At 65.3% G+C, this 25,786-nt stretch carries 22 protein-coding genes and 1 pseudogene; 10 read left to right on the top strand and 13 right to left on the bottom strand.

Features of this window, described 5'->3' with window-relative positions:
- Positions 1-99 precede the first annotated feature (99 nt).
- The 5 genes from X733_RS148165 to X733_RS148185 all read left to right on the top strand — a co-directional run bounded on the left by X733_RS148165 (position 100) and on the right by X733_RS148185 (position 5,909).
- Positions 100-1,164 (top strand): sugar ABC transporter substrate-binding protein, encoded by a 1,065-nt coding sequence (locus X733_RS148165; protein ID WP_023672498.1) that lies wholly within the window; start codon positions 100-102, stop codon positions 1,162-1,164.
- A gap of 152 nt (positions 1,165-1,316) precedes the next feature.
- Positions 1,317-2,141, top strand: coding sequence for an ATP-binding cassette domain-containing protein (locus X733_RS148170; RefSeq protein ID WP_023715131.1), 825 nt, complete (start codon positions 1,317-1,319; stop codon positions 2,139-2,141).
- Positions 2,138-3,397, top strand: a complete 1,260-nt coding sequence (locus X733_RS148175) for an ABC transporter permease (RefSeq protein WP_023819103.1) — start codon at positions 2,138-2,140, stop codon at positions 3,395-3,397. The genes X733_RS148170 and X733_RS148175 overlap by 4 nt, the downstream gene beginning before the upstream one ends.
- A gap of 28 nt (positions 3,398-3,425) precedes the next feature.
- Positions 3,426-4,154 carry an SDR family oxidoreductase gene (locus X733_RS148180; RefSeq protein ID WP_023685460.1) on the top strand — a complete coding sequence of 243 codons (729 nt, stop codon included), beginning with the start codon at positions 3,426-3,428 and terminating at the stop codon, positions 4,152-4,154.
- Between the two features lie 147 nt (positions 4,155-4,301).
- Positions 4,302-5,909, top strand: coding sequence for an FGGY-family carbohydrate kinase (locus X733_RS148185; RefSeq protein ID WP_023819102.1), 1,608 nt, complete (start codon positions 4,302-4,304; stop codon positions 5,907-5,909).
- Between the two features lie 10 nt (positions 5,910-5,919).
- Here X733_RS148185 and X733_RS148190 read toward each other — a convergent pair whose 3' ends face one another.
- Genes X733_RS148190 through X733_RS148215 form a run of 6 tightly spaced genes read right to left on the bottom strand, consistent with a single transcriptional unit; the run spans position 5,920 to position 11,791 of the window.
- Entirely contained in the window at positions 5,920-6,849 is a 930-nt protein-coding gene (locus tag X733_RS148190) for a phosphatidate cytidylyltransferase (RefSeq protein WP_031193489.1), read from the bottom strand.
- A gap of 39 nt (positions 6,850-6,888) precedes the next feature.
- Complete coding sequence (locus tag X733_RS148195; RefSeq protein ID WP_023672504.1) at positions 6,889-7,557, bottom strand: lysophospholipid acyltransferase family protein; 669 nt, start codon at positions 7,555-7,557, stop codon at positions 6,889-6,891.
- A 3-nt stretch (positions 7,558-7,560) separates the two neighbouring features.
- Positions 7,561-7,995 carry a hypothetical protein gene (locus X733_RS148200; protein ID WP_023693832.1) on the bottom strand — a complete coding sequence of 145 codons (435 nt, stop codon included), beginning with the start codon at positions 7,993-7,995 and terminating at the stop codon, positions 7,561-7,563.
- 10 nt (positions 7,996-8,005) lie between these two features.
- The gene (locus tag X733_RS148205) at positions 8,006-9,361 is read right to left on the bottom strand and encodes a phosphatase PAP2/dual specificity phosphatase family protein (RefSeq protein ID WP_023819101.1); all 1,356 of its coding nucleotides are present in this window, start codon (positions 9,359-9,361) and stop codon (positions 8,006-8,008) included.
- 4 nt (positions 9,362-9,365) lie between these two features.
- Positions 9,366-11,150: a bifunctional alpha/beta hydrolase/class I SAM-dependent methyltransferase gene (locus X733_RS148210; RefSeq protein WP_023819100.1), complete on the bottom strand. Its 1,785-nt coding sequence runs from the start codon at positions 11,148-11,150 to the stop codon at positions 9,366-9,368.
- Positions 11,151-11,188: 38 nt separating this feature from the next.
- Entirely contained in the window at positions 11,189-11,791 is a 603-nt protein-coding gene (locus X733_RS148215) for a CDP-alcohol phosphatidyltransferase family protein (protein ID WP_023819099.1), read from the bottom strand.
- Between the two features lie 238 nt (positions 11,792-12,029).
- Between X733_RS148215 and X733_RS148220 the strand changes: the two genes are divergently transcribed.
- Genes X733_RS148220 through X733_RS148230 form a run of 3 tightly spaced genes read left to right on the top strand, consistent with a single transcriptional unit; the run spans position 12,030 to position 14,789 of the window.
- Positions 12,030-13,013: a sugar phosphate isomerase/epimerase family protein gene (locus X733_RS148220; protein WP_023819098.1), complete on the top strand. Its 984-nt coding sequence runs from the start codon at positions 12,030-12,032 to the stop codon at positions 13,011-13,013.
- Between the two features lie 13 nt (positions 13,014-13,026).
- Entirely contained in the window at positions 13,027-13,902 is an 876-nt protein-coding gene (locus tag X733_RS148225) for a MurR/RpiR family transcriptional regulator (protein ID WP_023727034.1), read from the top strand.
- On the top strand, positions 13,899-14,789 hold the full coding sequence (locus X733_RS148230) for a ribokinase (protein ID WP_023715134.1): 891 nt from the start codon (positions 13,899-13,901) through the stop codon (positions 14,787-14,789). Before X733_RS148225 ends, X733_RS148230 begins: the two co-directional genes overlap by 4 nt.
- Positions 14,790-14,929: 140 nt before the next feature.
- On the opposite strand, the gene X733_RS148235 is transcribed toward X733_RS148230, so the two are convergent.
- Together X733_RS148235 and X733_RS148240 are read right to left on the bottom strand one after the other, a co-directional pair.
- On the bottom strand, positions 14,930-15,430 hold the full coding sequence (locus X733_RS148235) for a hypothetical protein (protein WP_245274448.1): 501 nt from the start codon (positions 15,428-15,430) through the stop codon (positions 14,930-14,932).
- Between the two features lie 95 nt (positions 15,431-15,525).
- Entirely contained in the window at positions 15,526-16,473 is a 948-nt protein-coding gene (locus X733_RS148240) for a LysR family transcriptional regulator (protein ID WP_023819096.1), read from the bottom strand.
- A 106-nt stretch (positions 16,474-16,579) separates the two neighbouring features.
- Between X733_RS148240 and X733_RS148245 the strand changes: the two genes are divergently transcribed.
- The gene (locus X733_RS148245; RefSeq protein ID WP_023727036.1) at positions 16,580-17,590 is read left to right on the top strand and encodes an NAD(P)-dependent alcohol dehydrogenase; all 1,011 of its coding nucleotides are present in this window, start codon (positions 16,580-16,582) and stop codon (positions 17,588-17,590) included.
- 183 nt (positions 17,591-17,773) lie between these two features.
- Here X733_RS148245 and X733_RS01000000166325 read toward each other — a convergent pair.
- From X733_RS01000000166325 to X733_RS148255, 3 genes and pseudogenes are all read right to left on the bottom strand, one after another.
- Positions 17,774-20,075 (bottom strand): annotated as a pseudogene (locus X733_RS01000000166325) (xanthine dehydrogenase family protein molybdopterin-binding subunit).
- The gene (locus tag X733_RS148250; protein WP_023819095.1) at positions 20,072-21,055 is read right to left on the bottom strand and encodes a xanthine dehydrogenase family protein subunit M; all 984 of its coding nucleotides are present in this window, start codon (positions 21,053-21,055) and stop codon (positions 20,072-20,074) included. The pseudogene X733_RS01000000166325 and the gene X733_RS148250 overlap by 4 nt, the downstream one beginning before the upstream one ends.
- Positions 21,052-21,531: a (2Fe-2S)-binding protein gene (locus tag X733_RS148255; RefSeq protein WP_023819094.1), complete on the bottom strand. Its 480-nt coding sequence runs from the start codon at positions 21,529-21,531 to the stop codon at positions 21,052-21,054. The genes X733_RS148250 and X733_RS148255 overlap by 4 nt, the downstream gene beginning before the upstream one ends.
- Before the next feature lie 617 nt (positions 21,532-22,148).
- Here X733_RS148255 and X733_RS148260 point away from each other — a divergent pair.
- Positions 22,149-22,769: a TetR/AcrR family transcriptional regulator gene (locus tag X733_RS148260; RefSeq protein WP_031193485.1), complete on the top strand. Its 621-nt coding sequence runs from the start codon at positions 22,149-22,151 to the stop codon at positions 22,767-22,769.
- 49 nt (positions 22,770-22,818) lie between these two features.
- On the opposite strand, the gene X733_RS148265 is transcribed toward X733_RS148260, so the two are convergent.
- Complete coding sequence (locus tag X733_RS148265) at positions 22,819-23,106, bottom strand: hypothetical protein (RefSeq protein WP_023819091.1); 288 nt, start codon at positions 23,104-23,106, stop codon at positions 22,819-22,821.
- Positions 23,107-23,120: 14 nt separating this feature from the next.
- Positions 23,121-25,670, bottom strand: a complete 2,550-nt coding sequence (locus X733_RS148270; protein WP_023819090.1) for a caspase family protein — start codon at positions 25,668-25,670, stop codon at positions 23,121-23,123.
- Between the last annotated feature and the right edge of the window lie 116 nt (positions 25,671-25,786).

The following is a 25,786-nucleotide window of genomic DNA, read 5'->3' as shown; positions in this document are numbered from 1 at the left end:
TGCTCCGTTGTTCCTCGCAACAGCCGACTGCAGTCAAGGCCCGGCGCCATGTGGTGTCCAGGGCTTCATGAAACCATTCCTTGAAACGGAGCTATCAAAATGACCAGATTTGCCTGGAAATCGACGGGAGCCATTGCGCTCACTCTGTCTCTTCTTGGCGGCACCGCTGCCTTTGCCGCCCCGGTTACCGACGCCACGGTCGCCTTCTTGATGCCCGACCAGGCCTCGACGCGCTACGAGCAGCACGACTATCCCGGCTTCGTCGCCGAGATGAAAAAACTCTGCCCCGGCTGCAAGGTGATCTACCAGAACGCCGATGCCGACGCCTCGCGCCAGCAGCAGCAGTTCAACTCGGTAATCTCGCAGGGCGCCAAGGCGATCGTGCTTGACCCTGTCGACTCGACCGCCGCCGCCTCGCTGGTCAAGCTGGCGCAGAGCCAGGGCGTCAAGGTCATCGCCTATGATCGCCCGATCCCGACTGCACCTGCCGACTTCTACGTCTCGTTCAACAATGAAGGCATCGGCAAGGCCATTGCCGACTCGCTCGTCGAACACCTCAAGGCGCTGAAGGTCGACCCGGCCAGCGGCGGCCTGCTGCAGATCAACGGATCGCCGACCGACGCGGCCGCAGGGCTGATCAAGAAGGGCATCCATTCCAGCCTCGACAACAGCGGCTACAAGATCCTTGCCGAATACGACACGCCGGAATGGGCGCCGCCGAAGGCGCAGCAATGGGCAAGCGGCCAGATCACCCGCTTCTCCACGCAGATCGTCGGCGTCGTTGCGGCCAATGACGGCACCGGTGGTGGCGCCATCGCCGCTTTCAAGGCCGCCGGTGTCGATCCGGTGCCGCCGGTGACCGGCAACGACGCGACGATCGCCGCACTGCAGCTGATCATCGCCGGCGATCAGTACAACACCATCTCCAAGCCGAGCGAGATCGTTGCGGCGGCTGCCGCCAACGTCGCCGTCCAGCTTCTGTCGGGCGAGACGCCGAAGGCCGAAATGACCCTCTACGACACTCCTTCGCAGCTGTTCACGCCGGCGGTGGTGACGCAGGAAAACCTAAAGGCCGAGATCATCGACAAGAAGATCAACACCGCCGAAGAGCTTTGCGTCGACCGCTACGCCGAAGGTTGCAAGAAGCTCGGCATTACAAAGTGACAATGCAGGTCGCCCAAAAGTGCGCAGCGGTTTTGGGATAACGACATGCATAAAAGGATGACCTAGAATCCTGATCCTGCTTTCCGGCCGCCCTTGCGGTGGCCGGAAGTTCGCAGTCACTCTTGACCGCCCATCCGGAAAGGTTTGCCACCATGTCTGACATCTCTGACGGACCGGTTTCGGCAGGCGAGCTGGTGCTCAGCCTGCGCGGCATCTCGAAGAATTTCGGCGCCGTTTCGGCGCTCACCGATATCGATCTCGATGTCCATGCCGGCGAGGTGGTGGCGCTGGTCGGCGACAATGGCGCCGGCAAGTCGACGCTGGTCAAGATTCTGGCCGGCGTCCACCAGCCGAGCTCGGGCACCATCAATTTCCGCGGCAGGCAAGTGACGATGCCCGACCCGAGCGCCGCGCTGACGCTCGGCATCGCCACCGTCTTCCAGGATCTCGCACTGTGCGAAAACCTCGACGTCGTCGCCAACATCTTTCTCGGCAAGGAGATCAACCCGCTGCGGCTGGACGAGGTGGCGATGGAAATTCGCGCCTGGACGCTGCTCAACGAATTGTCGGCGCGTATTCCAAGCGTCCGCGAGGCGGTCGCCTCGCTGTCCGGCGGCCAGCGCCAGACCGTGGCGATCGCCCGCTCGCTGCTGCTCGACCCCAAGGTCATCCTGCTCGACGAGCCGACCGCCGCTCTTGGCGTCGCCCAGACGGCGGAAGTGCTGAACCTCATCGACCGGGTGCGCGAGCGTGGGCTCGGCGTGCTGATGATTAGTCACAATATGGAGGACGTGCGCGCCGTCGCCGACCGCATAGTCGTGCTCAGGCTCGGCCGCAACAACGGCGTCTTCGAACCCGACGCCTCGAACCAGGAACTGGTCAGCGCCATCACCGGCGCCGCCAACAATGCAGTGTCGCGCCGCGCCGAACGGCGCAAGGCCGCCGAACAAGCGAACAATCAGGAGCAGCGGCCATGAGCGCGGAGCCCAAGCAGGACACCTCCTCGTCGACGGCGCTCGACCGCAGCGACGTACGCGTCAAGCACCAGGCCGGCGTTGGTGGCGCCATCAGCGCCTTCTTCGACCGCGTCCGCTCCGGCGACCTCGGCTCGCTGCCGGTCATCGTCGGCCTGGTCATCATCTGGAGCGTGTTCACCGCCCTCAATCCGGTGTTCGTCTCGTCGAGCAACCTCGTTAATCTGTTGTTCGACTGCTCGACCGTCGGCGTCATCGCGCTCGGCATAGTCTGCGTGCTGATGGTCGGCGAGATCGACCTGTCGGTCGGCTCGATCAGCGGCTTTGCCTCGGCCATGGTGGGCACGCTTTGGGTCAACCAGGGCTGGCCGGTGGCGCTCGCCATCCTCGCCGCGATTGCCGTCGGCGGTTTCATCGGCGCGCTCTATGCCTTGCTGTTCAACCGGCTCGGCATGCCAAGCTTCGTCTCGACGCTCGCCGGCCTGCTCGCCGTGCTCGGCCTGCAACTGTATATTCTGGGCTCCACCGGCTCGATCAATCTGCCCTATGGCTCGAACCTGGTGAATTTCGGCCAGTTGCTGGTCATGCCGGACTGGCTGTCCTATGCACTGGCGGCATTGCCCGGCATCGTCACGCTGATCACCGGCCTGCGCACCGTCAGCCGCCGCCGGGCCGTCAATTTGTCGGCGCCGTCGGTCGGCGGCCTCATCGTGCGCGTCGCCGCCTTGACCATCCTGCTCGAACTGATCGTCGGCTATCTCAACCAGGCGCGCGGCATACCGTGGATGTTCGGCCTGTTCGTCGGCCTGGTGGTGGCGATGAACTATGCGCTGACCCGCACCCAATGGGGCCGCTCGATGACCGCCGTCGGCGGCAACCGCGAAGCGGCGCGCCGGGCCGGCATCAAGGTGCGCTCGATCTACCTCAGCGCCTTCGTCATGTGCTCGATGTTTGCCGCCCTCGGCGGCGTCCTGTCGGCGGCGCGGCTGGCCTCCGCCAGCCAGCAGGCCGGCACCGGCGACGTCAACCTCAACGCCATTGCGGCGGCGGTCATAGGCGGCACCAGCCTGTTTGGCGGCCGTGGCAGCGCCTATTCCGCGCTGCTCGGCATCATCGTCATCCAGTCGATCGCCAGCGGGCTGACCTTGCTCGATCTGTCATCGTCGCTTCGCTACATGATCACCGGCGCCGTTCTGGCAATTGCGGTCATCGTCGACTCCCTGGCACGCCGCTCGCGGGTTTCCCACGGCCGAGCCTGAACGCAACCGCAATCGATACGAGGATAGAATGGCTCAGGATTTGAGTGGAAAGGTCGCGGCGATCACCGGCGCCGCGTCGGGCATAGGCCTGGAATGCGCGAGAGCGCTGATTGCCGCCGGCGTTCGCGTTGTGCTCGTCGACCGCGCCGAAGACGCGCTGAAAAGCGTCTGCACCGAACTCGGTCCCGACGCGATCCCGCTGGTGATCGATCTGATGAAGCCGGCCAGCGTCGCGACGATGATGCCGCAAATCCTGGACAAGGCCGGCCCGCTCGATATCTTCCACGCCAATGCCGGCGCCTATGTCGGCGGCCCGGTGCTCGAAGGCGACCCCGATGTGTGGGACCGCATGCTGAACCTCAACATCAATGCGGTGTTCCGCTCCATACACGCGGTGCTTCCGCATATGGTCGAACGAAAGACCGGCGACATCATCGTGACGTCTTCGATCGCCGGACTGGTGCCGGTGGTCTGGGAGCCGATCTATACGGCATCCAAGCATGCCGTGCAGGCCTTCGTCCACACGGTGCGCCGGCAGGTCGCCCCGCACGGCCTGCGCGTCGGCGCGGTGCAGCCGGGGCCGGTGGTGACAGCGCTGATCAGCGACTGGCCGAAGGACAAGCTTGAGGATGAACTGGCCAAGGGCGGCCTGATACAACCGGTCGAGGTCGCCGAAGCCGTGCTGTTCATGCTGACGCGGCCGAGAAATGTCACCATCCGGGATCTGGTTATCCTGCCGCAGAGCAATGATTTGTGAGGCAGTAGGCGTTAGGCAGTAGGCAGTAGGGAATGGAGAGAGGCTCTTGCAATTGACCGTTCACTGCTGACCATCTCGCCTACTCCCTACTCCCTACTCCCTACTGCCTACTGCCTACTGCCTACTGCCTAACTTCTGAGGTTCCCCATGTCCCACTTCCTCGGCATCGACGTCGGCACTGGCAGTGCCAGGGCGGGGGTGTTCGACAGCAAGGGCACCATGCTTGCCTCGGCGAAGCGCGACATCGCTCTGTTCATCGAGCCCGGCGAAATCGCCGAACAGTCGAGCGAGGACATCTGGCGCGCGGTTTGCGCCAGCGTGCGCGAGGCGGTGACGGAGTCGGGGCTTGCCGGCCGCGACATTGCCGGCATCGGCTTCGACGCCACCTGTTCGCTGGTCGTGGTCGGCAAGGACGGTGCGCCGCTGGCGGTCGGCGGCTCCGGCGACAGCCAGCGCAACATCATCGTCTGGATGGACCACCGCGCGCTCGACCAGGCGCAGCGCATCAATGCCGGCAAGCACGCCGTGCTCGACTATGTCGGTGGCACCATCTCGCCGGAAATGGAAACGCCGAAGCTGCTGTGGCTGCGCGAGAACCTGCCCGCCACCTTCGATGCGGCCGAGCATTTCTTCGACCTGACGGACTATCTGACCTGGCGCTCAACCGGCAGCCTGGCGCGCTCGATCTGCACGCTGACCTGCAAATGGACCTATCTCGGTCATGAGCGGCGCTGGGACGACGCCTATTTCCGCGCCATCGGCCTCGGCGCGCTCGTCGATGAAGGCTTTGCCCGCATCGGCACCGAAATCGTCGAGGGTGGCACGGCACTTGCCCAAGGCCTGACTGAGGTCGCCGCGGCCGATCTCGGCCTGCTGCCGGGAACGCCGGTTGCGGCCGGCCTGATCGATGCCCATGCCGGCGGCGTCGGCACGGTTGGCGGGCAGGGCTCGGTCGGCACCTTGCAGTCGCGCATGGCCTATGTGTTCGGCACTTCGGCCTGCACCATGGCCAGCACCAGCGAGCCGGCCTTCGTGCCCGGCGTCTGGGGCCCGTATTTTTCCTCGATGGTGCCGGGGCTTTGGCTCAATGAAGGCGGGCAATCGGCGGCGGGTGCTGCAATCGACCACCTCGTCGCTTTCCATCCGGCCACGGCTGAGGCATCCGCAAAAGCCAAGGCGGAAGGTCTCGGCCTGACCGCTTGGCTTGGTCAGCAGGCGGCGAAGCAGTCCGCCGACCTGTCCGCCGTAGCGCACCTGGCCGATGGACTGCATGTCGTGCCGGAATTCCTCGGCAACCGCTCGCCCTTCGCCGATCCCGAGTCCAAGGCCCTGATCGCCGGGCTTGACATGGACACGTCCCTCGACAGTCTGGTCGCGCTCTATGTCGCCGGCCTGCTGGGCATCGGCTACGGCGTTCGCCAGATCCTGGCGGCGATGGCCAAAAAAGGCATTGCCATCGACACTATCGTCGTCAGCGGCGGTGCGGCGCAAAGCGAGCTGGTACGTCAGCTTTTGGCCGACACCACAGGCCTGACCGTCGCCGGTTCGACCTCGCCCGAACCGGTGCTGCTCGGCTCAGCCATATTGGCTGCGGTGGCGGCGCAAAAATTTCCCGATGTGATCGCGGCGATGACCGGCATGTCGCGCATCGGCGACATCTATCGCCCGGCCGGTGGCGACCTCGTGCCCTGGCACGACAAGCGCTTCGCCGCCTTCGAATTGCTGCAGCAGGCAGGCCGGGCCATCCGCGATTGAACGGCTTCGCTCACGTCCAGAAATAGCGGACGATGTGGAAGAACACCGGTGCGGCGAAGACCAGGCTGTCGGCGCGGTCCATCATGCCGCCGTGACCCTCGATCAGGTGACCCCAGTCCTTGACCCCCTGGTCGCGCTTGATCGCCGACGCCACCAGCCCGCCGAGGAACCCCATCAGGCAGGCGATGAAGGCGACGCCTGCCGCCGCCAGCGGCGAGAACGGCGTCAGGAACGACAGCAGCGCGCCGAGAAGGCTCGATGCCACCAGCCCGCCGCCCAGCCCTTCCCAGGTCTTCGAGGGCGAGACGGAGGGCGACAGAAGATGCCTGCCGAACAGCTTGCCGAAAATGTATTGCAGCACGTCGCTGCCTTGCACGGTGATGATCAGGAAGGCGATGAGCAGGAGGTTGCGGCCCTCGAAACCGGGCACGTTGAGGGTCAGCAGCGCCGGCACATGGCTGACGCAGTAGACCGAGATCATGACCGCCCATTGCTGCGCGGACACGCGCTCGAGGAAGCGCTCGGTGTCGCCGTTGAGCGCGGTGACCGCCGGCATCAAGAGGAAGCAGTAGACGGGGATGAAAATGGTGAAGAGCCCGTACCAGGCGGTCCACACCAGCCAGTACTGGAAGGGAATGATGATGCCGAACATGCCGAGCAGCACCCAGTGGTCGCTGCGCCGGCTGTGCGTCAGCGTCACGAACTCGCGCAGCGCGGCAAACGAGATCAGCGCAAACAGGATGGTCATGCCGGTGCGGCCGAAGAAGAAGGCGACGGTGATCGCCAGCACCATCACCCACCAGGCGTTGATGCGCTGGTTCAAGTTGACGAGCGTCGAGGGCAGCGGCTTCGGCGCCCGCCATGAGAGGATACCGGCAACGATGCTCGCCATGGTCAGCACGCAGATCAGGCCGGCCAGCAGGATGACGGTTTCATGCATTGGCGGCAGTGTCATACGAAGTCTCTTTGCCTGGTCATGCTAGTGGTCCCGATCGGGACGCGGGTTGAGCGACAGCAGCGTCTGGCGCGCGCGCTCGAGGAAGGTGCGGCGTTCTTCGCCGGGCGCGATCGCCACCGGCGGACCGAAGACGACGCGGCACAGAAGCGGCACCGGCAGGAACTGGCCCTTGGGCAGCACGCGCGACATGTTCTCGATCCAGCACGGGATGAGTTCGACATCGGGCCGCGCCATCGACAGATTGTAGAGGCCGGAGCGGAACGGCAGCAGATCCGCCTCCGTCGTGTTGCGAGTGCCTTCGGGAAACAGGATCAGCGAGTGGCCGTCGTCGAGCACCGACAGCATGATCGAGATCGGGTGTTGCGTTTCGTCGGTCCACTGCCGGTGGATGAGCACGGACGACAGCATGTCCTGCGCGATGAAGCGGCGCAGCCGCGACTTGCCCCAATATTCGGCCGCCGCGATCGCATGGGTCCGGGCGCGCACCTTCTCGCTCAGACAGGCCGACAGCAGGATGAAATCACCATGGCTGGCATGGTTGGCGAAGTAGATGCGCTGCCGCTCCGACGGCTGGCTGCCGTTCCAGATTGGTCTGACGCCGGTTACCACCCAGGCCGCCGCCGACAGGCCGACCGACGTCACCGTCTGCAGCAAGGTGAAGGTGTTGGCGCGCAGGTGAAGTTTTGTCATGGCTCAAACAAATGCTGCGAAAAGGGATGCCGCAGCAAACATGGCGAGCGCCATGCGCTGCCTTGTCAGCAGGCGGCGCGTGCCTGCCATGCGATGGTCGAGCGAGCGGCCGCCGGCAGTGGTGGATTTCAGGCGCATGCGCGCCAGCACATCGTCGACCGCGGCACCCCCGGCGGCCTCGCTGGCGTGGCTTGCCATCAGCCGGAACAGCAGCGCATCGAACAAAAGCAAGGCCGAAAGAGCCAGCGTGGCCACGGCGCTCGCCGCCGCGACCAGCCAGGCCGCCGCGGACAGCGCTGTCGTCTGCGGTCCGGCCACCAGGCCGATGACCGGCGCTGCCATCACAGCCGCGACCACCAGCAGGATCGGCCACACCGCCTGCACCATCAGCCCGGCGGCGAATATTTCGGCCTTCTCGGGAAAATTGTCGCCACTCATGCCGGCCAACTCATGTCGGTTCTTCCAGCCCCGGTTCATCCAGCCCGATCTGAAGGTGCACGGGCCTGCCCGACGCGGCGAGTTTCTTGCGCGCCTGTGCAGCTGTGTACGAGCGCCCCGTCACCACCAGCCAGTCGGCGACGACGGCTGCACTGCGCTGGAAGCCGAGCGCGCAGCAGACCAGGACGGTGCCGCGCCGGCGCGCCAGCTCGATCGCCGCCACCGCTCGCTCCAGCCTGTCGTGAGGCGGCGCCACGAGGTCGAGCATCGCGTAGCTGATCCAGCGGCAGGTCACGCCGCGCGGCCGTTCCATCTCGCCGGCAAGGTCGATCACTGTGCCGAAGCGGTTGGCCTCGTCGGCACTCGGAAACCGGCCGAGGAAAACACCGTCGGTGATCTCCGGTTGCGGCGCCAGTTGGCGGGTCCATACCCACACATTGATCCGGGCGCCAAGCCGGTAGGGCAGGAGCAGGATGCGGCTGGCCAGTGAGACACTGGCATCGGCCGCCTTCTGGAACACTTTGGCGCCGGCCCCGGCATAGGCGAAGGCGACGATGGCCAGCGCCAATGCCGGCCACAACAGGATGAGAAAATCGGCGGAGACAAACGCTCCGCCGGCAGCGCCGGCCAAGGCAAGGGCGGCGCCCAGCGCGTAGTAGCCCGCCAGCCGCCGCGCCTTGGGGTCGGCGGTCAGACGAAAACCCCAGAAAGGCAATTCGCCCTTGAACGGAAACAGCCATAGCGCAAACAGGCCGAGCAGCGCGCCGGTCGGAATGTCGATGAAATGATGCTGCCACGTCGTCAGCACCGAGGCGCCGATGAGAAAACACCAGACGTGCCAGACGGGGCGGAGAATGCCGCCGAGACGGTGACGTGCCAGAACGTGACGCCAATGGTCCCAGATGATCACCAGGAGTGCGATGTGCAGGGATGGCGCCTGGTTGAACGGCTTGTCGAAACCACCGAGCACTGCAAACAGGAAACCCGGCAGGCCGGTGGTTTCCGGCCGCACGAAGGTCGCCGTCAGCGGGAACGCGATGAAGCAGGCGACGGCAATGATCTGCGCCGAGAGATAGCGGCCGGCGAGCCGGTCGACGCCGCGCCTGGTCGTGTTGAGCAGCAGCGACAGGCCGTAGAACAGATTGATAGACCAGTAGGGCACGATCGTCCAGGCGACGAACGGGATGGCGTGTTCCCAGGCAAACACGATGCTGCCGACATGGTCGCGCCGCGATGCCAGCCAGTTGGCAAAGCCATAGCTCGCGTAGAAGAACGGCGCCAGCAGGACCAGCCAAAGGGCTGCCCTCAGCACGATGCCCAAATAGGGTTCCCGCGCCGGGGCAGGGTCAGTGACAGGCAGGGCCATGGTCTCAGACGCGCCGTGCGACCGAGACGGTGAAGATGCCCCATTGGTCGATGCGCTGGTCGATCTTTGCGAAACCGGCAGCCGTCACCAACTGGTCCATCTCGCCTTGCGTGCGCCGCCGCATCACCCAGGCCTGTCCGCCGCGATGCGAGGTCAGGCTGCGCGCGATCATCTCCAGCTGCGGATGCCATGGCTGGTTGGTGTAGACGAGCAGGCTGCCGGGTTGCATGGCGCTCGCCAGCCCGCCGAGCGAGCGGGAAATCATCGTATTGTCGGCGAACAATTCGTAAAGCCCGGAGACGATGGCGAGGTCCGGCGCCGGCTTTTGCCCGGCCAGCATGTCGGCATCGAAGGCGTCGGCCTGATGGAAGGTGACGCTGGTCGGCAGCTGCCGCTCTGCGATCAGCTTCGAACCCAACCCGACATTGAGCTCGGAATAATCCTGCAGCCGCACGCTTGCTGGCGGTTCAGTGCATTTGGTGACGGCATCGAGCACATAGCGGCCGTGACCGGCGGCGATGTCGAGCATGTGGACGGGACGGCCGGCTGCCTTCAGGCTGGCGGCGGCGTTGCCGATCAGCTCTTCCAGATGCAGCTTGCGCTGGCGGATGCCGCGCCAGCCGATGGCGTCGAGGAAGGTGCGGTCGATCATGCGGCCGATGAAGCCGGTGCCGCGCGCGTCGTTCTCGTAGACATAGTCGAGCGTCGAGCCGGAATCGAAGCCTGTGGCGATGCCAATCTTCATGCCCGAAGACAGCCAGGCGCCCATGCGGATCGAGGCGCGACTCATCGCCCAGAAAATTCCCTTGGGCGACAACAGCGTCAGCGGCGAGGCGAGCCTCTCGGCCTGGTCGCGGGTGTAGCCGGCGCGGTCGGCCTGAAGCAAGTCGATGGTTTTCTCCGGCGTGGCAAATTGCTTTTCGAGGAATGGCCGGATCAGGTCCAGCGCCTGCTTGCGATCGCGCTCGCCCAGCGTGTCGTGGAAGAAGCCGGGCAGCACATGCCGCTCCTTGGCGCTGCTGCCGAGATTGACGAAGAATTCGTGCTGCGGTCCATGCCGCACCACCCAATCGCTGCCGGAGATCAAGAGCTGCGTCGGCACGGTGATGGCGCGCGCGTCCGAGACGATGCGGGCAGCGTGGTCGTAAAGCTCGACCAGGATGTTGGAGGCGATCGGTCGCGTGATCAGCGGATCGGCGTCGAAGGAAGCGATGCGCTCGGCATCATGCGTCAGGAACTTCGCCTTGACGTAGGAATTGACGAAGAAGCGGCCCTTGAGCTTCTGCCACAGCGCAATGCCCTCTTTGGCGAAGGGCACGTAGAGCTTGACCGAAAAGGCCGGTGAAGCCACCACCAGCGCGCGGATGTCGGGCGCATAGTCATGCACCCAGGCAGCGGCCAGCACGGCGCCGAAGGACTGCGCGATCAGCGCGATGTCGCGCTGGCCAAAACCATCCCGGCCGATCTCGCGCACCAGGCAGTCGATGTCACGAACCAGGGCGGCAAAGGATGGCGCATAGCCGCGCTCGCCGGCCGAGCGGCCATTGCCGCGCGCGTCCCAGGCGTAGAAGGCATGGTCGGGCATGGCGAGTTCGTCGACCAGATGCGCCATGCGGCCGCCATGCTCGTGGCCGCGATGGAACAGAAGGATCGCACCCTTTGGCGTCGACCCGGCGGCCGGCCAGTAGCGGTAGAAGATCTCGGTGCCGTCATGGCTCTTGAACGTGCGCTCCTGCGCGATGCGTTCGAGGCTTGCCGGTGCTCCGGCTGCAATGGTCTGGTGGATCATGGTTTCCCTCTGGCGGTCGGGTGCCTGACGCTTTGGCATCATGCGCCGCCCGCTCTAAGGCCGCCGCGTATCCGGTTGATGGCGGTTACGACTGACAGTGTAGCCATGACCGGAAACACAAAGGGCACAATCGCTTGGAACCACAGGCCGCAGGCGATGAGGAAGGCGATGACGCCGAGCGCCAGCGCCCGGTCGCTCTTGCCGAACGGCCCGGCATAGTTGCGCCCGCTGCCAGCGGCGACGCCGAGCACGCCTGCGAACTCGACCAGCATGGCGGCAATGGCGAAGGCAACGACACCCCAGGCCGGGAACAGCGGGGCAAAGGCCAGGATCAGCGCCAAGTCCGAGACGACGTCGCAGAGTTCGTTGAGATACATGCCGAGCTTGGACGCTTGTCCATGTTCCCTGGCCAGCATCCCGTCAATGGCGTTGAGCGCCATGCGCACGAACAGCACCACCGGCATCAACAGGAACACCAGGAGATGGAAGGCAAAGGCCGCGACCACCAGGCCTGTGGCGGTGGAGAGCGCGGCGGCGAGAAGCGTGATCTGGTTGGCGGTGACGCCGGCATCGGCCAGCCGGTCGGCCAGCGGCCGCAGCCTGGCCTGAAAGGCCGGTTTCAGTTGATAAAGCGTTGGCATGTGCGATCCCCCAACCGCGGCTCATGACAGTGTCGGCGAGATTGGTCAATCGGCAGGCAGGGCGCAAGGGCTTGCACCAGCATCCGCACCGTTGCGGGACTCGAAACTCCCGGCATGGATGCAGAGGCGCAGCCGAAGATCTCGGCCAAGCAGGATGTTGCGCGCTACAAACCGCCTCGCAAATGAGAACTTTACAAATACTAGTATTTATGTGAAGTAAATCACTGAAAGGTCGATCATGACAAACAGTCGCTTCGCCACCCGCCTGAATTCCTTCGCCTCGCGGCCGCAAGCCGAATGGCCTGATCTTACCGGCAAGCCGTCCATGCTGCAGATGGCAGCCCGCGCGGCCAAGGTCGACGGGCTGACCGACCTTGATCTTAATTTCCCCGACCATGTCAGTGAAAAGCCGGCTGAAATCGCCCGAAAGCTCGGCGATTTCGGGCTTTCCATCAATGGCTTTGCCATGCGTTACTACTCCAATCCGGCCTTCAAGCTCGGCGCCTTCACCAATCCGGACCCGGCGGTGCGCCGCGAAGCCATCGACTTGACCAAGGCCGGTATCGATGCGGTGCGCGCGGCCGGCGCCAGTCTGATGACGCTGTGGCTGGGCCAGGATGGCTTCGACTATGCCTTCCAGGCCGACTATGCGACGCTCTGGCAACACGAGATCGATGGGGTTCGTGAAGTTGCCGCGCATGATCCCGGCTGCCAGATCAGCCTGGAGTACAAGCCTAACGAACCGCGCTCCTACTCGCTGATGCCGGATGCGGCGACCACCTTGCTGGCGATCCGCGAGGTCGGCCTACCCAATCTGGGCGTCACGCTCGATTTCGCCCATGTGCTCTATGCCGACGAACAGCCGGCCTTCGCCGCGGCGCTGATCGCTCGCCACAGCAAGCTGCTCGGCGTCCATCTCAACGATGGCTATGCCAAGCGCGACGACGGCCTGATGGTCGGCGCGGTGCACACGCTGCAGACCATCGAACTGCTGCGCCAGATCCGTCGCGACGGCTACGCCGGCGCCATCTACTTCGACACTTTCCCCGACATGACCGGGCTCGATCCCGTGCGCGAATGCGAAGTCAACATCGCCACCGTCAAGCGCCTGCTGCGCGTTGTCGACCGGCTGGAGAAGGATAGCCGCTTGTCCGCCGCCATGGACAGCCAGGACGCCGTGACGTCGCAGGCTATCGTCCAGGAAGCCATGCTCGGGTCGTGACGAGGGGACGTGGATGACGTTGAGCAATCTCGATCTGAAAGCCGTGGGGCCGCGCATCCGCATGATGATGCCGCATCTCACCCCGCTTGAGGCCAAGGTGGTGGAAACCGTCTTCGGCCGCCGCGGTTTCGACCAGACCATTCCGCTGAAGCAGATCGCCGAGGAGGCCGGCGTGTCGGAGGCGATGGTGGTCAAGATCGCCAAGAAACTCGGCTTCTCCGGCTACCGCGACTTTCGCACCGCCGTCTATGAATACAGCCGCCTGCCGACCGCCGAGATGCACCAGGAACTGTCGGTCGACGACAGCTCGGCCGAGATCGTGCAGAAAGTGTTCCGCACCTCGATCCAGGCGCTGGAGGAGACGCTCGCGATCCTCGACATGGACGATTTCGACCGTGCCGCCGATCTGCTCTACCGCGCCAGGAACCGCGATTTTTATGGCGTCGGCGGCTCCGCCCAGATCGCCCGCGACGTCTCGCACAAATTCCTGCGCATCGGCATCCGCGCGTCTGTCTATGACGACTCGCACATGATGCTGATGTCGGCCTCGCTCCTCGGCGCCGACGACATCGCCGTCGGCTTCTCGCATTCCGGCAACACGTCGGCCGTCATCGACGCCATCCATCTTGCCCGCAAGAGCGGCGCCCGCACGCTGGCCATCACCAACTACGACAACTCGCCGCTGGCCCGGATTGCCGACATCGTGCTGTGCTCGACCGCGCAAGGCTCGCCGCTGATGGGCGAAAACGCAGCGGCGCGCATCGCGCAACTCAACATCCTCGACGCTTTGTTCGTGGCGGTGGCGCAGCGCGACTACCAGGCGGCGGAGCGCAATCTCGGCCGCACCATGTCGGCGGTCACCTCGAAGCGAAAAGACCGGGGCACATGACGGTTCCGCTGGTCACCGTCTTCGGCAGCCTGCATTACGACATCATGGTCGACGCGCCCGACCGTCCGCGCAAGGGGGAGACGGTGACCGGCCGTGCCTGGCAGCCGAAATGCGGCGGCAAGGGCGGCAACCAGGCGGTCTCGGCGGCACGGGCCGGCGTGCGTGCGGCGATGATCGGCGCCGTCGGCGACGACGATTTCGGCACGGCGCTGCTGGCCAATCTCGATCGCACCGGCGTCGATCGCCGCTTCGTGCGCGTGGCGGCAGGCGCAGGCTCCGGCATGAGCGTGGCGATCTTCGACAGCGATGGCGACTATGGTGCGGTCATCGTCTCAGGCAGCAATCTCACCCTGGGCGGTGATGACATCGCGGCTGCAGGCGAGGTGGTGGTACAGACGGCAGTGCTGTTGCTGCAGAACGAAGTGCCCGATGCCGCCAACATCGCTGCCGCGCGCGCGGTGAAGGCATCCGGCGGCCGCGTCGTGCTCAACGCCGCACCGGCGCGAACACTGTCGGCCGAATTGACCGCGCTGATAGACATCGTCATCGTCAACGCCATCGAAGCGGAATTTTTGGCCGGCGTTCCGGTTGTCGATACGCTCGCCGGCGCAACCGAAGCCGCGCGGCGGCTGATCGATGCCTACCCCTCGGCGATCGTCACCGCCGGCGGCGAAGGTGTCGCCTATTGCGACCGGACCGGCGCGGCCTTCGCACTGGCGGCCGTCCCGGTCAAGGTCGTCAGCACCCATGGCGCCGGCGACGAATTCGTCGGCGCCTTCGCGGCAGGCCTCGCCCGTGGCCATCCGATGGAAGCGGCGATCGCCACGGCCAATGCCGCCGCCGCCTCGCTGGTGGCGACACCGGAGGGAAAGCGCAGCTCGCGTTGAAAACTCAGGCCGCATATTGCCGCCTCCAAACCCGTGCCCCCGTCGATGAGCGAAACGGCAAACCGGGCGCGGCGAGAACCTGCTTGGCTTTGCCCTGATGGAGGCGCGGGACCAAGCTGCGTGGTCGAAAGTGGGGAGCTTCAGTCCGCTTCGCCGGCCGAACTTTTGCCGCACTGCGCCAGCACCTTACCGATCGCAGCGCTCGAGCCCGTCAGCGGAAAGCTGTTCCCGCCATATTTGTCGGCCGTAACCGTGACGTCGCCCTTGCCGCGCAACAGGCCGAGCAGTGGATCGTCTTTGCTCAGCTCAGCCGTGAAGTAATTATACATGGCCTCGAGGTCGAGCTTTTTGGTCACGCTCTTGTCACCGCCCTTGAAGGTGAAGGAAGCGCTGATGCCGGGCTCCAGCTGCTGGCCGGCCGCACCCAGATCGTAGCTCAGCACCGGCTTGTCGAAACAGACGAGCATCAGATGCGCATCGGCCTTCGGTCCGCCGCACACCGAAGCCGTCAGCACGCTGCCGCCTTCGTCTTCTTCCATCTTGGCGCTCCAGTTGCAGGACGCGGCAAAAGCCGGCTGCGCGGCTTGCAGCGCGGCCAGAACGGAACCTGCCATCATGAACTTCGCCAATGCACTTTGCATGATCACCTCCCAAGCTTCCTTCAACGAGATCATACAGGACAAAAGGCCTGGTGACAGCGGCATATGCCGTCTTAGCCCCCGGCGCGCCCCATTGATCAAGCCTTTGAGACCGGCCTCGACGTCCAGGGCGGCTCCGGCGCGAAGCGCTTGCCGATCCACTCGGCGAAGGCGCGTGTCTGGGCGGCTTGTCCCTTGGCCGAGGGCATGACGACATAGACCGCGCCTTCGTCGGCCAGCGTCCAGTCCGCCAGCACCGGCACCAGCCGTCCGTCGGCGAGTTCGCGTCCGACAAGCCAGTCGGTGCTCATCATCAGGCCGAGGCCTTGCACCGCGGCTTCGACCAGCACCTCGGCATCGTCGCACACCATCGGCCCCGAGACGTCGACGTTGACGCGGCGTCCCGAACTGTCGGTCATCTCCCAGGTTGGAAAGGTCTGGAAGCCGGAGAAGCCGAGGCAGGCGTGTTCTGTGAGCGCTTCCGGCGCTTCCGGCGTGCCCCGGCGGGCGAGGTAGGAGGGAGCAGCGCACAGCAACCGCCGCCGTGTCGCGATCTTGCGCGCCACCAGGCGCGAGTCCTCCAGCGCGCCGAGACGGACGGCGACATCGAAGTTCTCTGCAACGAGATCGACGAACCGGTTGGAGAACTCGGCCTCGATGCGGACATCCGGGAACGTCGCTAGAAATTGCGGCAACAGCGGCCCGATCCACATACGCCCAAAGGTTCCCGGCAGCGCCAGCCGCAGCAAGCCGCGCGGCGTCCCGCTGGCATGCGCGGAAGCAGCAGCCTCGGCTTCGTCTACCGAGGCCAGGATGGCGCGGACGCGTACCAGGAACTCCGCTCCCGCCTCCGTCAACGATACGCTTCGGGTGGTCCGGTGCAGCAGCCGCACGCCGAGCCGCTGCTCCAGCGATTGCAGGCGGCGTGACAGAACCGTCGAGTCGCGCCCGACGCGCAACGCTGCCTTGGTGAAGGAGCGCGCTTCGGTGATGGCCGCAAAGGCGGCCATTTCGGCAAGGCTGGCGGGGTCGTGTGATTGCTGCATAAAGCACAGGGCTCAAATGTAAAAATTCCGGATTATCTGCTTGTAGCGCAGCAGATAGCTTCACTCAATCCTGACGATTGACCCCTTAAACAGGAATGCGTGAGCCATGAAAGCCATCGAACTGACCGCCGCCAAACTGGACGCCTTTCGCGCCACCACCATTGCCACGCCTGAACCGCAGCGCGGCGAAGTGCTGATCCGCCAGCGCGCCGCGAGCCTGAATTTCGTCGATGTGGCGGTGGCCAGCGGCAATTATCGCGTGCCCGGCTTTCCGCTCATTCCCGTCGCCGACGGCGCCGGCGAGATCGTCGCGCTGGGGGAGGGCGTTACGGATTTCGCCGTCGGCGATCGCGTCGTTGCCCATGCCAAGCCGCGCTGGATCGGCGGTCCGCCCCGGCCTAACGAGATGACACAGATGCGCGGAATTTCGCTGCCGGGGTCGCTCGCCGAATATGTCGCGCTGCCGGCCAACTCGCTCGTGCCGGTACCGGCTCGTCTCTCCTTCGAGGCGGCGTCGACACTGCCGATCGCCGCGACCACCGCCTGGAACGCGGTCTGCGCCGCCGATGTCGGGCCGGGCTCGGTCGTCGTGCTGCTCGGCACCGGCGGCGTCTCCATCTTCACCCTGCAGCTGGCGAAAGCCGCCGGTGCCACCGTCATCATCACTTCTTCGTCGGACGAGAAGCTGGGGCGGGCGAAGGCGCTCGGCGCCGATCATCTCATCAACTACCGCGCGACGCCCGACTGGGACGGCAAGGTGCTGGAACTGACCGGCGGCCTCGGCGCCGACCTCGTCGTCGAGACCGCCGGCACCGCCACCTTCGCCCGCGCCGTCAACGCCACCGCGCCTGGCGGCACGCTGTTCACCATCGGTTTCGTCACCGGCGCCGAGGCCACGGTCGACCTGCTGCCGATCATCATCAAGGCGCTGAAGGTGGTCGGCAACAACACCGGGTCGGTATCTGACCTTCGCGCCGCCGTCCGCGCCATCGCCGCCGCCCGCATCGACCCGGTCGTCGACAAGGTGTTTAGCCAGGAGCAGGCGGCCGAAGCCTACGCGCACATGGCGGCGGGCGGGCAGCATTTCGGCAAGCTTGCGTTCAAGCTCGACTGGTAACCGAGGCGCGCGAGCTGCCAATCTCCCTCCTTGAGGGGGAGATGCCCGGCAGGGCAGAGGGGGGCGGTCCGACCGGGCTCGACCTACTGCGGCGGAAGGAGGTTGGCGCTCTACGAGAGGCGACCCCCTCTGTCGCCTTCGGCGACATCTCCCCCTCGAGGGGGAGATTACGCACGCCGCTTCCTAGATCAACTTCTCCAGCGTGATCGGCAAGTCCCGCACTCTTTTTCCCGTCGCATGGAACACCGCATTGGCGATCGCCGGCGCTACGCCGACGATGGCCAGTTCGCCGACACCCTTGCCGCCGAGCACCGAAGAGTGCAGGTCGGGAACGCCGACCGAGATGACCTCGATATCGGGGATGTCGGCATTGGTCGGCACCAGATAGTCGCCGAGATTGTTGTTGACGATGCGGCCATGCCTGCGGTCGACAATGCCTTCTTCCAGCAGCGCCTGGCCGATGCCCATGATGATGCCGCCCTTCCACTGGCTCTCCGCGAGTTTCGGGTTGTAGAGCCGGCCGGAATCCAGCGCCGACACCACGCGCGACACGCGCACGGTGCCGAAATCCTCGTCGACGCGCACCTCGATGAAATGCGCGCACCAGGAGTGGCGCGAATAGTCGCCCTCGGTGTGCGGCAGTGCCGCCGCGATGGTGGTGTAGTTCTTGTAGCGATCCTCGGCGGTCGAGTTCGCCGGCATGGTGTCGCCGGTGGCCTCGATGCGGTCGCGGCCGACGCTGGCCAGCAGGTCGGCGATCGAGACATCGGGACCATCGCCGCGCGGCGACCTGATGCGGCCATTGGCGACGACCAGCGTGTTGGCCTGGAGCGCGTGGAAGGGCGAGCGCGGATCGCTGATCGCCAGTCCGACAAGCTGATCGAGCGCCGATGTCGCCGCCTTGTAGACCGCGCCCGTCATCACGCCGGCCAGCCGCGACCCGCCGGCCACGCCGGCGCGGGGATACCGGGAATCGCCGAGCTTCACGACGACATGGTCGGCCGCCACGCCGACCGTTTCGGCCGCCGTCTGCGCCAGGATCGTGTAGGTGCCCTGGCCCATGTCGATCGAGGAGCTTTCGACCTCGACCGAGCCGTTGGCAAGGATACGCACGATGGCCTCGCCGTAAGCGCGCCGTACCGGATAGGTGCCGACGGCGACGCCCCAGCCGATCAGCTGGTTGCCGTCGCGCATCGAACGCGGTTTGGACGTGCGCTGGGCCCAGCCGAAGCATTCGGCGCCAGCCGCGAAAGCCTCGCGCAACTGCCGCGTCGACCAAGCCTTTTTTGCGTGCGGATCCTGCTCGGCGTAATTCCTCAGCCGGATCTCCAGCGGATCGATGCCGACCTCGTAGGCGAGCTCGTCAATGGCGCTTTCGATGCCGAAGGCGCTAGGGTTTTCGCCCGGCGCGCGCATGGCGCCGGGCACCACCGAATTCACCCGCACGACATTCTGCTTCGAGGAGAAGTTGGGCGTCGCATACATGATCGAGGTGACGACGCCCAACGGCTCGACCCACATTCCGTCTATGGATGTTTCGTTGACGCCGCGATGCACGATCGACTGGATCTTTCCGTCACGGTCGGCGCCGATCGTCACCGTCTGGCGGGTCGCGGCGCGGCCGCCATAGCCGGTAAAAGTCTGCGGCCGCGTCATCACCACCCTCGCGGGCCGTCCCAGCATTTTTGCTGCGGCAGCCGCCACCGCGCCATGGCCGAGCGCCAATGCCTTGGAGCCGAAGCCGCCACCGATATAAGGCGAGACCAGCCGTACATTTTCGAACGGCACGCCGAACCATTCGGCATAGGTGCGGGCCATGCCGTCGAGCCACTGGCTCGGTTCCCACACGGTCAGCCGGTCGCCCTCCCAGCGCGCGATGAGGCCATGCGGCTCCATCGGCGCCTGGTATTCGCGCGGCGTGTTATAGGCGCCGCAGACGCGCACCGGGGCAGCGGCGAAAGCGGCCTGCGCATCGCCCCATTCCTTGGTCATGGCGGCGATCGGAATGCCGTCGCCGGCCTTGGCGTCGCTGAGGTCGACGATGGCCGGCGTCTCGTCATAGCTGACCTTGACCATCGCCGCTGCCGCGACGGCCTGCTCGAAAGTCTCCGCGATGACCGCGGCGACATGCTGGCCCGAAAAGGTGATGTCGCGCGCCAGCGGGCAGTAGGGTTTGTCCGGCGGCGGCGTGCCGAACCAGTCCGATGCAGTCTTCAGCGGCATGATGGTGTCCGGCGTCAGCACCTTGAGCACACCAGGTGCCGCCTCCGCGGCTGACGTGTCGATCGAGCGCACCTTGCCTGACGCGATCGTGCTTTCGACCAGAATCGCCGTAGGTTAGCCCGTCGAGCTGGTGCTCGACGGCGTATTTTGCCGCACCGGTAATCTTGGCCGGGCCGTCGACGCGCGACAGCCGCCCGCCAACCTGATCGGCAGTGCCGTCCGAAGCGTCGCCGTGCCGTGTCCTGGGGTCGTGAATGGTCATGCCATGGCTCCCGTCTTGAGGATGGCGCGGGCGACGACGCGCGGCGCCAGTTCGATCTTGTAGTGGTTGGCGCCGTGGCCGATGGCCCCTTCCACGGCGAGCAAGCTGGCTGCCCGCACCCTGTCTTCGCTGAGCACCTTGCCCTTCAACGCCGCTTCCACGGCGTGCGCCCGCCACGGCTTCGTCGCGACGCCGCCCAGCGCGACGCGCAGGTCGCGAATGGTGCGGCCATCGGCTTCGAAGTCGATGCCGACTGCGGCACTTGCAGCCGCGAACTCATACGACTGCCGGTCGCGGATCTTGAGATAGGTCGAACGCCGGGCCGTGCCGGAAGCCGGTATGCTGATGGCGGTGATCATCTCGCCCGGTTGGATGGCATGTTCCCTGTCGGGCGTGGCGCCGGGCAGGAGAAAGAAGTCGTCGACGGCAACCTGGCGTTCGCCAAGATGAACCACGGCGTCGAAGGCGACCAGCGCGGTGGCGAGGTCACCGGGATACATGGCGATGCAGGCGTCGCTGGTGCCGAGCACGGCATGGCCGCGGGTGACGCCACCGATTGCCGAGCAGCCGGTGCCGGGCGAGCGCTTGTTGCAACCGGGAAAATTCGCGGGATCGCGGAAATAGGGGCAGCGCGTGCGCTGCATGAGATTGCCGCCGATGGTCGCCATGTTGCGGAGTTGCGCGGAGGCCGCCTGCCACAGCGCTTCCGAGACCGCGGGGAAGCGGCTCTTGATCTCGGCATGGTCGGCGACGTGGCTCATCTTGGCCAGCGCGCCGATCATGGCACTGTCAGCGTCGACCTTGATGGCGTCGAGCCCTTTGAGATGGGTGACGTCGACAAGGCTGTCGGGTTCGGCAACGCCGCATTTGGCGAGATCGACCAGCGTCGTGCCGCCGGCAAGCAGCATGGCGCCGGGCAGGGCGGCAGCTTGGCGTGCGGCATCGAGTGTATCGGCGCGAATGTACGAAAAATCCCTCATGACGCGACCTCCAGTGCCGCCTGGCGCACGGCGGCAACGATGTGCGGATAGGCGCCGCAGCGGCAGAGATTGCCTGCCATGTATTCGCGGATTTCGTCATCCGAGCCGGCATGGCCCTCGCGGATGCAGGCCACCGCCGACATGATCTGTCCGGGCGTGCAGTAACCGCACTGGAAAGCATCCTGGTCGAGGAAAGCAGCCTGAACCGCGTTAAGCGTGCCGTCGTCGCCGGCCAATCCTTCGATGGTGGTGATCTCGCGGCCTTCGGCTTGTGCTGCAAGCGTCAGGCAGGCCAGCACGCGCTGTCCCTCGACATGCACCGTGCAGGCGCCGCACTGGCCCTGGTCGCAACCCTTCTTGGTGCCGGTCAGGTCGAGGCGATCACGCAACGTATCGAGCAGCGTGACGCGCGGCTCGATCTGCAGTTCATGGTCGTGCCCGTTGATGATGAGATGGATGGTGGTCTGGCTGGTCATGGGCGTCTGGCTCCAGTTGCTTGACGCCAGGGGAATGAAATGGCGTCCGGGTAGGAGAGGGCAAGGGCGGTGCGCCTAATCTCCCCCCTTGTGGGGGAGATGCCCGGCAGGGCAGAGGGGGGCGCGAANCGATCTCGGATTGGGATAGTGGTGGATTTGGTTTGGTCGGTCATGAGGCGTCTGGCTCCAGTTGCTTGACGCTAGGGGATTGAGATGGCGTCCGAGTGGGAGAGGACAAGGGAAGAGGCGACGGTGCGCCTAATCTCCCCCCTTGTGGGGGAGATGCCCGGCAGGGCAGAGGGGGGCGCGAAGGAATGCGACGTTCCCGATTTACATGCGTCGAAATAGACCTTTCCAAGCGGGTGTTGGTCGGCGGGACAGCGCTCCCTCTGTCCTGCCGGACATCTCCCCCACGAGTGGGGAGATTGGCAGCTCTGCCGCCCCGACTCTCCAGCGGGCAGGGGATGCTTCAGTCTTCACAATCTCAACACGTGACATACCGGCTCCCCTGATTATATGATAAGACTGCTCCACTAAAACGGAGGCGCCTCCGTTTACCTAGTTGGGGGCTTACCCCTTTGGGTTCAAGCCCCCATATATCGACAGTGGAGAAAAAATTGACCGAGCAGTCGCAAGCAATTGCCGACGAGAGGCGCGAAGCCGCACCGCCAAGGCCGCTGCGCGCCGATGCGCAGCGCAACCGCGACCGGCTGGTCGAGGTTGCGGCAGCGGCCTTTGCCGAGCACGGCGTCGATGCCTCGCTGGAGGAGATCGCGCGCCAGGCGGGCGTCGGCATCGGCACGCTCTACCGGCATTTTCCAACCCGCGAGCATCTGGTCGAGGTGGTCTATCGGCGTGAAGTCGAGGCGCTCTGCGCGGCGGCCGATGATCTCGCCAGCCACCATTCGGCCGATGTGGCGCTGGAACAGTGGATGCAGCGCTTCGTCGACTACATCGCCACCAAGCGCGGCCTTGCGGCCAGCCTGCGCATCCTGTTCAACACCAATTCCGCCGTGTTCTCCGACATGTCGGGCCGGGTGTCGCTGGCCTTGCGGCAACTGGTCGAGGCGGCAGTGGCGGAAGGCTCGATCCGCAGCGACGTCGACGCCTCCGATGTGCTGCATGCACTCGGCGGAATCTACTCGGCCCCCGACACCAAGGACTGGCGCGACCGCTCGCGCCGGCTGGTATCGCTGCTGATGGACGGGTTGCGATTCGGGGCTGCCAAGGCGAAGTAGCGGTAGTCACCTCAATTTCAGAAACCAGCTTTTCGCTCCGGCCCCATCCTCATCCCCAACCACCACCGCCGCCTCCGCTGCCGCCGAGAGAAGGAATCACGGGCGGCTTTTGCGGGATCTCCTCGGCCGGCTTGATCACTTTGCCGGTGGCCGCCTTCTTGAATCTGACCACCTTTGGCTGGGGTGCTGCGCGAACCACCTTGCGATGTTTCACCGGCGATGCCGGCTCAAACATCGGCGACATGGAGGTGCAGCCCATGAGCCCGGCCAGAACGCCGGATAGAATTATCCCGATGAATGCCTGCCCGAATGTCTGCTTGAATGCCTTGCCCACCATGGCCTCCTTATTGTTCAGAACAAATCCCGACGCGGATTGGCTTCTTCCCAGACCCCCCGGGCCGCATTGACCAGTTGCGTGTCCAGCGAACCGGATGGGGGGATCTTCGACTTGAGCTCCTGACGCAGGGCGTCCAAAGCTGCCGTTTTCGGCTTGGTGCCGAACTGCGCCAGGCCCTTTTTGGCGTCCGGCAGCTCCTTGCGAAGATCGAGCGCGACGGCGAATGCCAGGAAGCGCACCGCGACAGCCTGATCGGCCTTGTCGCCTTTCGCCATTTCGAGCGCCGCGCGATCATAGGCGCTCGACGGATCGCCGCGCGTGGTCGCCAGTTCGAACAGCCTTTGCGCTTCCGCCGGGTCCTGGCGCACACCGGCGCCATCCCTGTACATGCGGGCGAGGCTGCCCGGCGCGTAGGGCTGGCCAAGATCGGTGGCCTGCTGGAACAGCGCCTGCGCCGTCTTCGGATCCTTGTCGATGCCCTGGCCGGAGAGGTAATTGCGGCCGAGCAGGTTCATCGAATACATGTCCTGGCGCTGCACTCCCGCTTGCAGGAAGGCGACGGCACGGGCCGGATCGGCAGGCACGCCGTTGCGGCCCTCGGTGAAGATTGCGGCAAGATCGTTCATGGCATAGGTGTGCCCCATGGCCGCCGCCTTGAGCAGCAGGTCGAGGCCCTTGGTCGTATCGCGGTTGACGCCATAGCCATTGAACAGCGCGCGTCCCCACGAGGTCATACCGTAGGGATCGCCCTTGTCGGCGGCAGCCTTGTAGAGAGCGTTGGCCTGGGTGCGGTCTAGGGCCGTTCCGGTTCCGGTTGCGTTGAGATAGCCGAGTTCGAAGACGGCGCGCACATGGCCTTTCTTGGCGGCGTCCTCGATGGCTGTCCTGGCCTCTCTAACCTGGCCTGCCGCAAGCAGGGCGCGGCCGAGCTCGTAGCGGAAGCGGGCGACATCGGGATAGGTTTTCACCGCGGCCTCGCAGGCCGCCACCGCACCGGCGCCGATCTCGTTCGGCAGCAGGCCGGGCACCACACCTTGCAGGTCGAGAGGCTCGCCGGCGGCGGTATCGCAAGCATCGACCGTCGGCGACAGTTTCATCGTCGCGGGCTTAGCCGAGCTGCTGTCGGCACGGATTTCGAAGCCGACCTCGACCGGCGCGCCGGCGCCGATCTGCGGCTCGTAACGGAGATGGTCGACTTCACCGGCCAGAAGGCTGGATTGCGGCGACAAGGTTCGATCAGGCAACGACAGCGTTCCCGTTGCCGGATACCCCGAGACCTTCAGGCTGACTGCCGGATCGTCGGTGGGGAAATCCAGATTGAGCGCGACCGGGCCGACGCCGACGGGAACATCAAATTTGCGGTTCTCGATCGCTTCGGCGGCGCCGGTGATGTGGATGCCGCGATCCAGCACCTGCTGCTTCTGCTCGGCCTCGAGCGAAGCCATGATCTGCTGACCCGCCGCACCTTCGCCGCTCTTGACGCGGAACACGAGTATGCCCTGGCTCCCGCCGCCCCAGTTGTCATGCGTGGCATAGGCCAGCATATCCACCTCGTCCTGCGTGGCGGCCCCTTTGGGGACATCCATCTGCAGGCGCGGCAGGTCCTTGCCGGCGATCGGTTCGCCCACCGCGACGTCTTTGCCGTCCAGCACCAGACGGCCCATTGCCGGCGGACGTTCGATGCTGACGCTGATAGCGCCGCCATCGACATCGACCGGCTCCGGCAGGCCGAGAGCGACAGGACCGACCCCCGACAGCACTACCTTCTCCAGCACTGGCGGCAGCGAAGGCCGATTGTTGCGGCGCACCAGCACCACGTCGTCGATTAGCGAGGAATTTTCCCATGGCACCTGCATGCCGTTGGTGGCCTGCACGACATCGCGGCGCACCGCCGACATGACCGTGCGGATCTCCTGGTTCGGCGCCAGCGCGCGCCGCGAAAACGCCGATGAAAACGGGCTGAGATCGCCGCTGCCGTCATAGGCGACCGCACCTGGTTCGGTGGCGAAGGCAATCAGCGTGTTGAGCGAGCTTCGCACCTGCGCCAGCCCGGTATTGCCGGCGGTGACAAGCTGGTCGCGCAGCCAGTAATTGTTGCGCGGGAAGGGGTTGTTGCGGCAGGCATCGAGGATGATCACCTGGATCTTCGACTTCGAGCGCAACTGCTCCAGCACGTCGTTGAGCTTGATGGCCTGGACCTCGATGTCGGCCGCCTTCTTCAACGAGGCGTCGACCGGTATCAGGAAATTCTCGCCGCCGATCTGAAAGCCGTGCCCGGAATAGTAGACGACGGCGAGATCGGCGCCGTCGGCGGCGGCCAGATAGTCCCGGAACTGGCCTTCGAACTGCTGCTTGGTGAGATTCTCGGCGACGAAAACCTCGAAGCCCGCCAGCCGGAACGTGGCCGATACGTCCTGGGCATCCTTGGCCGGGTTCTTCAGCGCCGGGATGTCGCGATAATCGGAATTGCCGATGATGAGCGCGACCCTTCGATCGGCGCAGGCCTCAAAGCTTGTGAGGCCGGCAAGGATGAAGGCCGCGATGAATCCGCAAAGTCGGAGCATGACAAAACTCCTGGTCGCGGCCTGACGCCGACGAGAACACCGCTTGCGGCATCAAGGTCCGTTGAGAGTATGCAACCTGCCACAGCATAAAGTGAAAGGCCCGTCACCGCCAGACC

It is taken from the genome of Mesorhizobium sp. L2C066B000, assembly GCF_000502335.1.
Lineage (GTDB): Bacteria > Pseudomonadota > Alphaproteobacteria > Rhizobiales > Rhizobiaceae > Mesorhizobium.
This window is presented reverse-complemented; position numbering and strand designations above follow the sequence as displayed.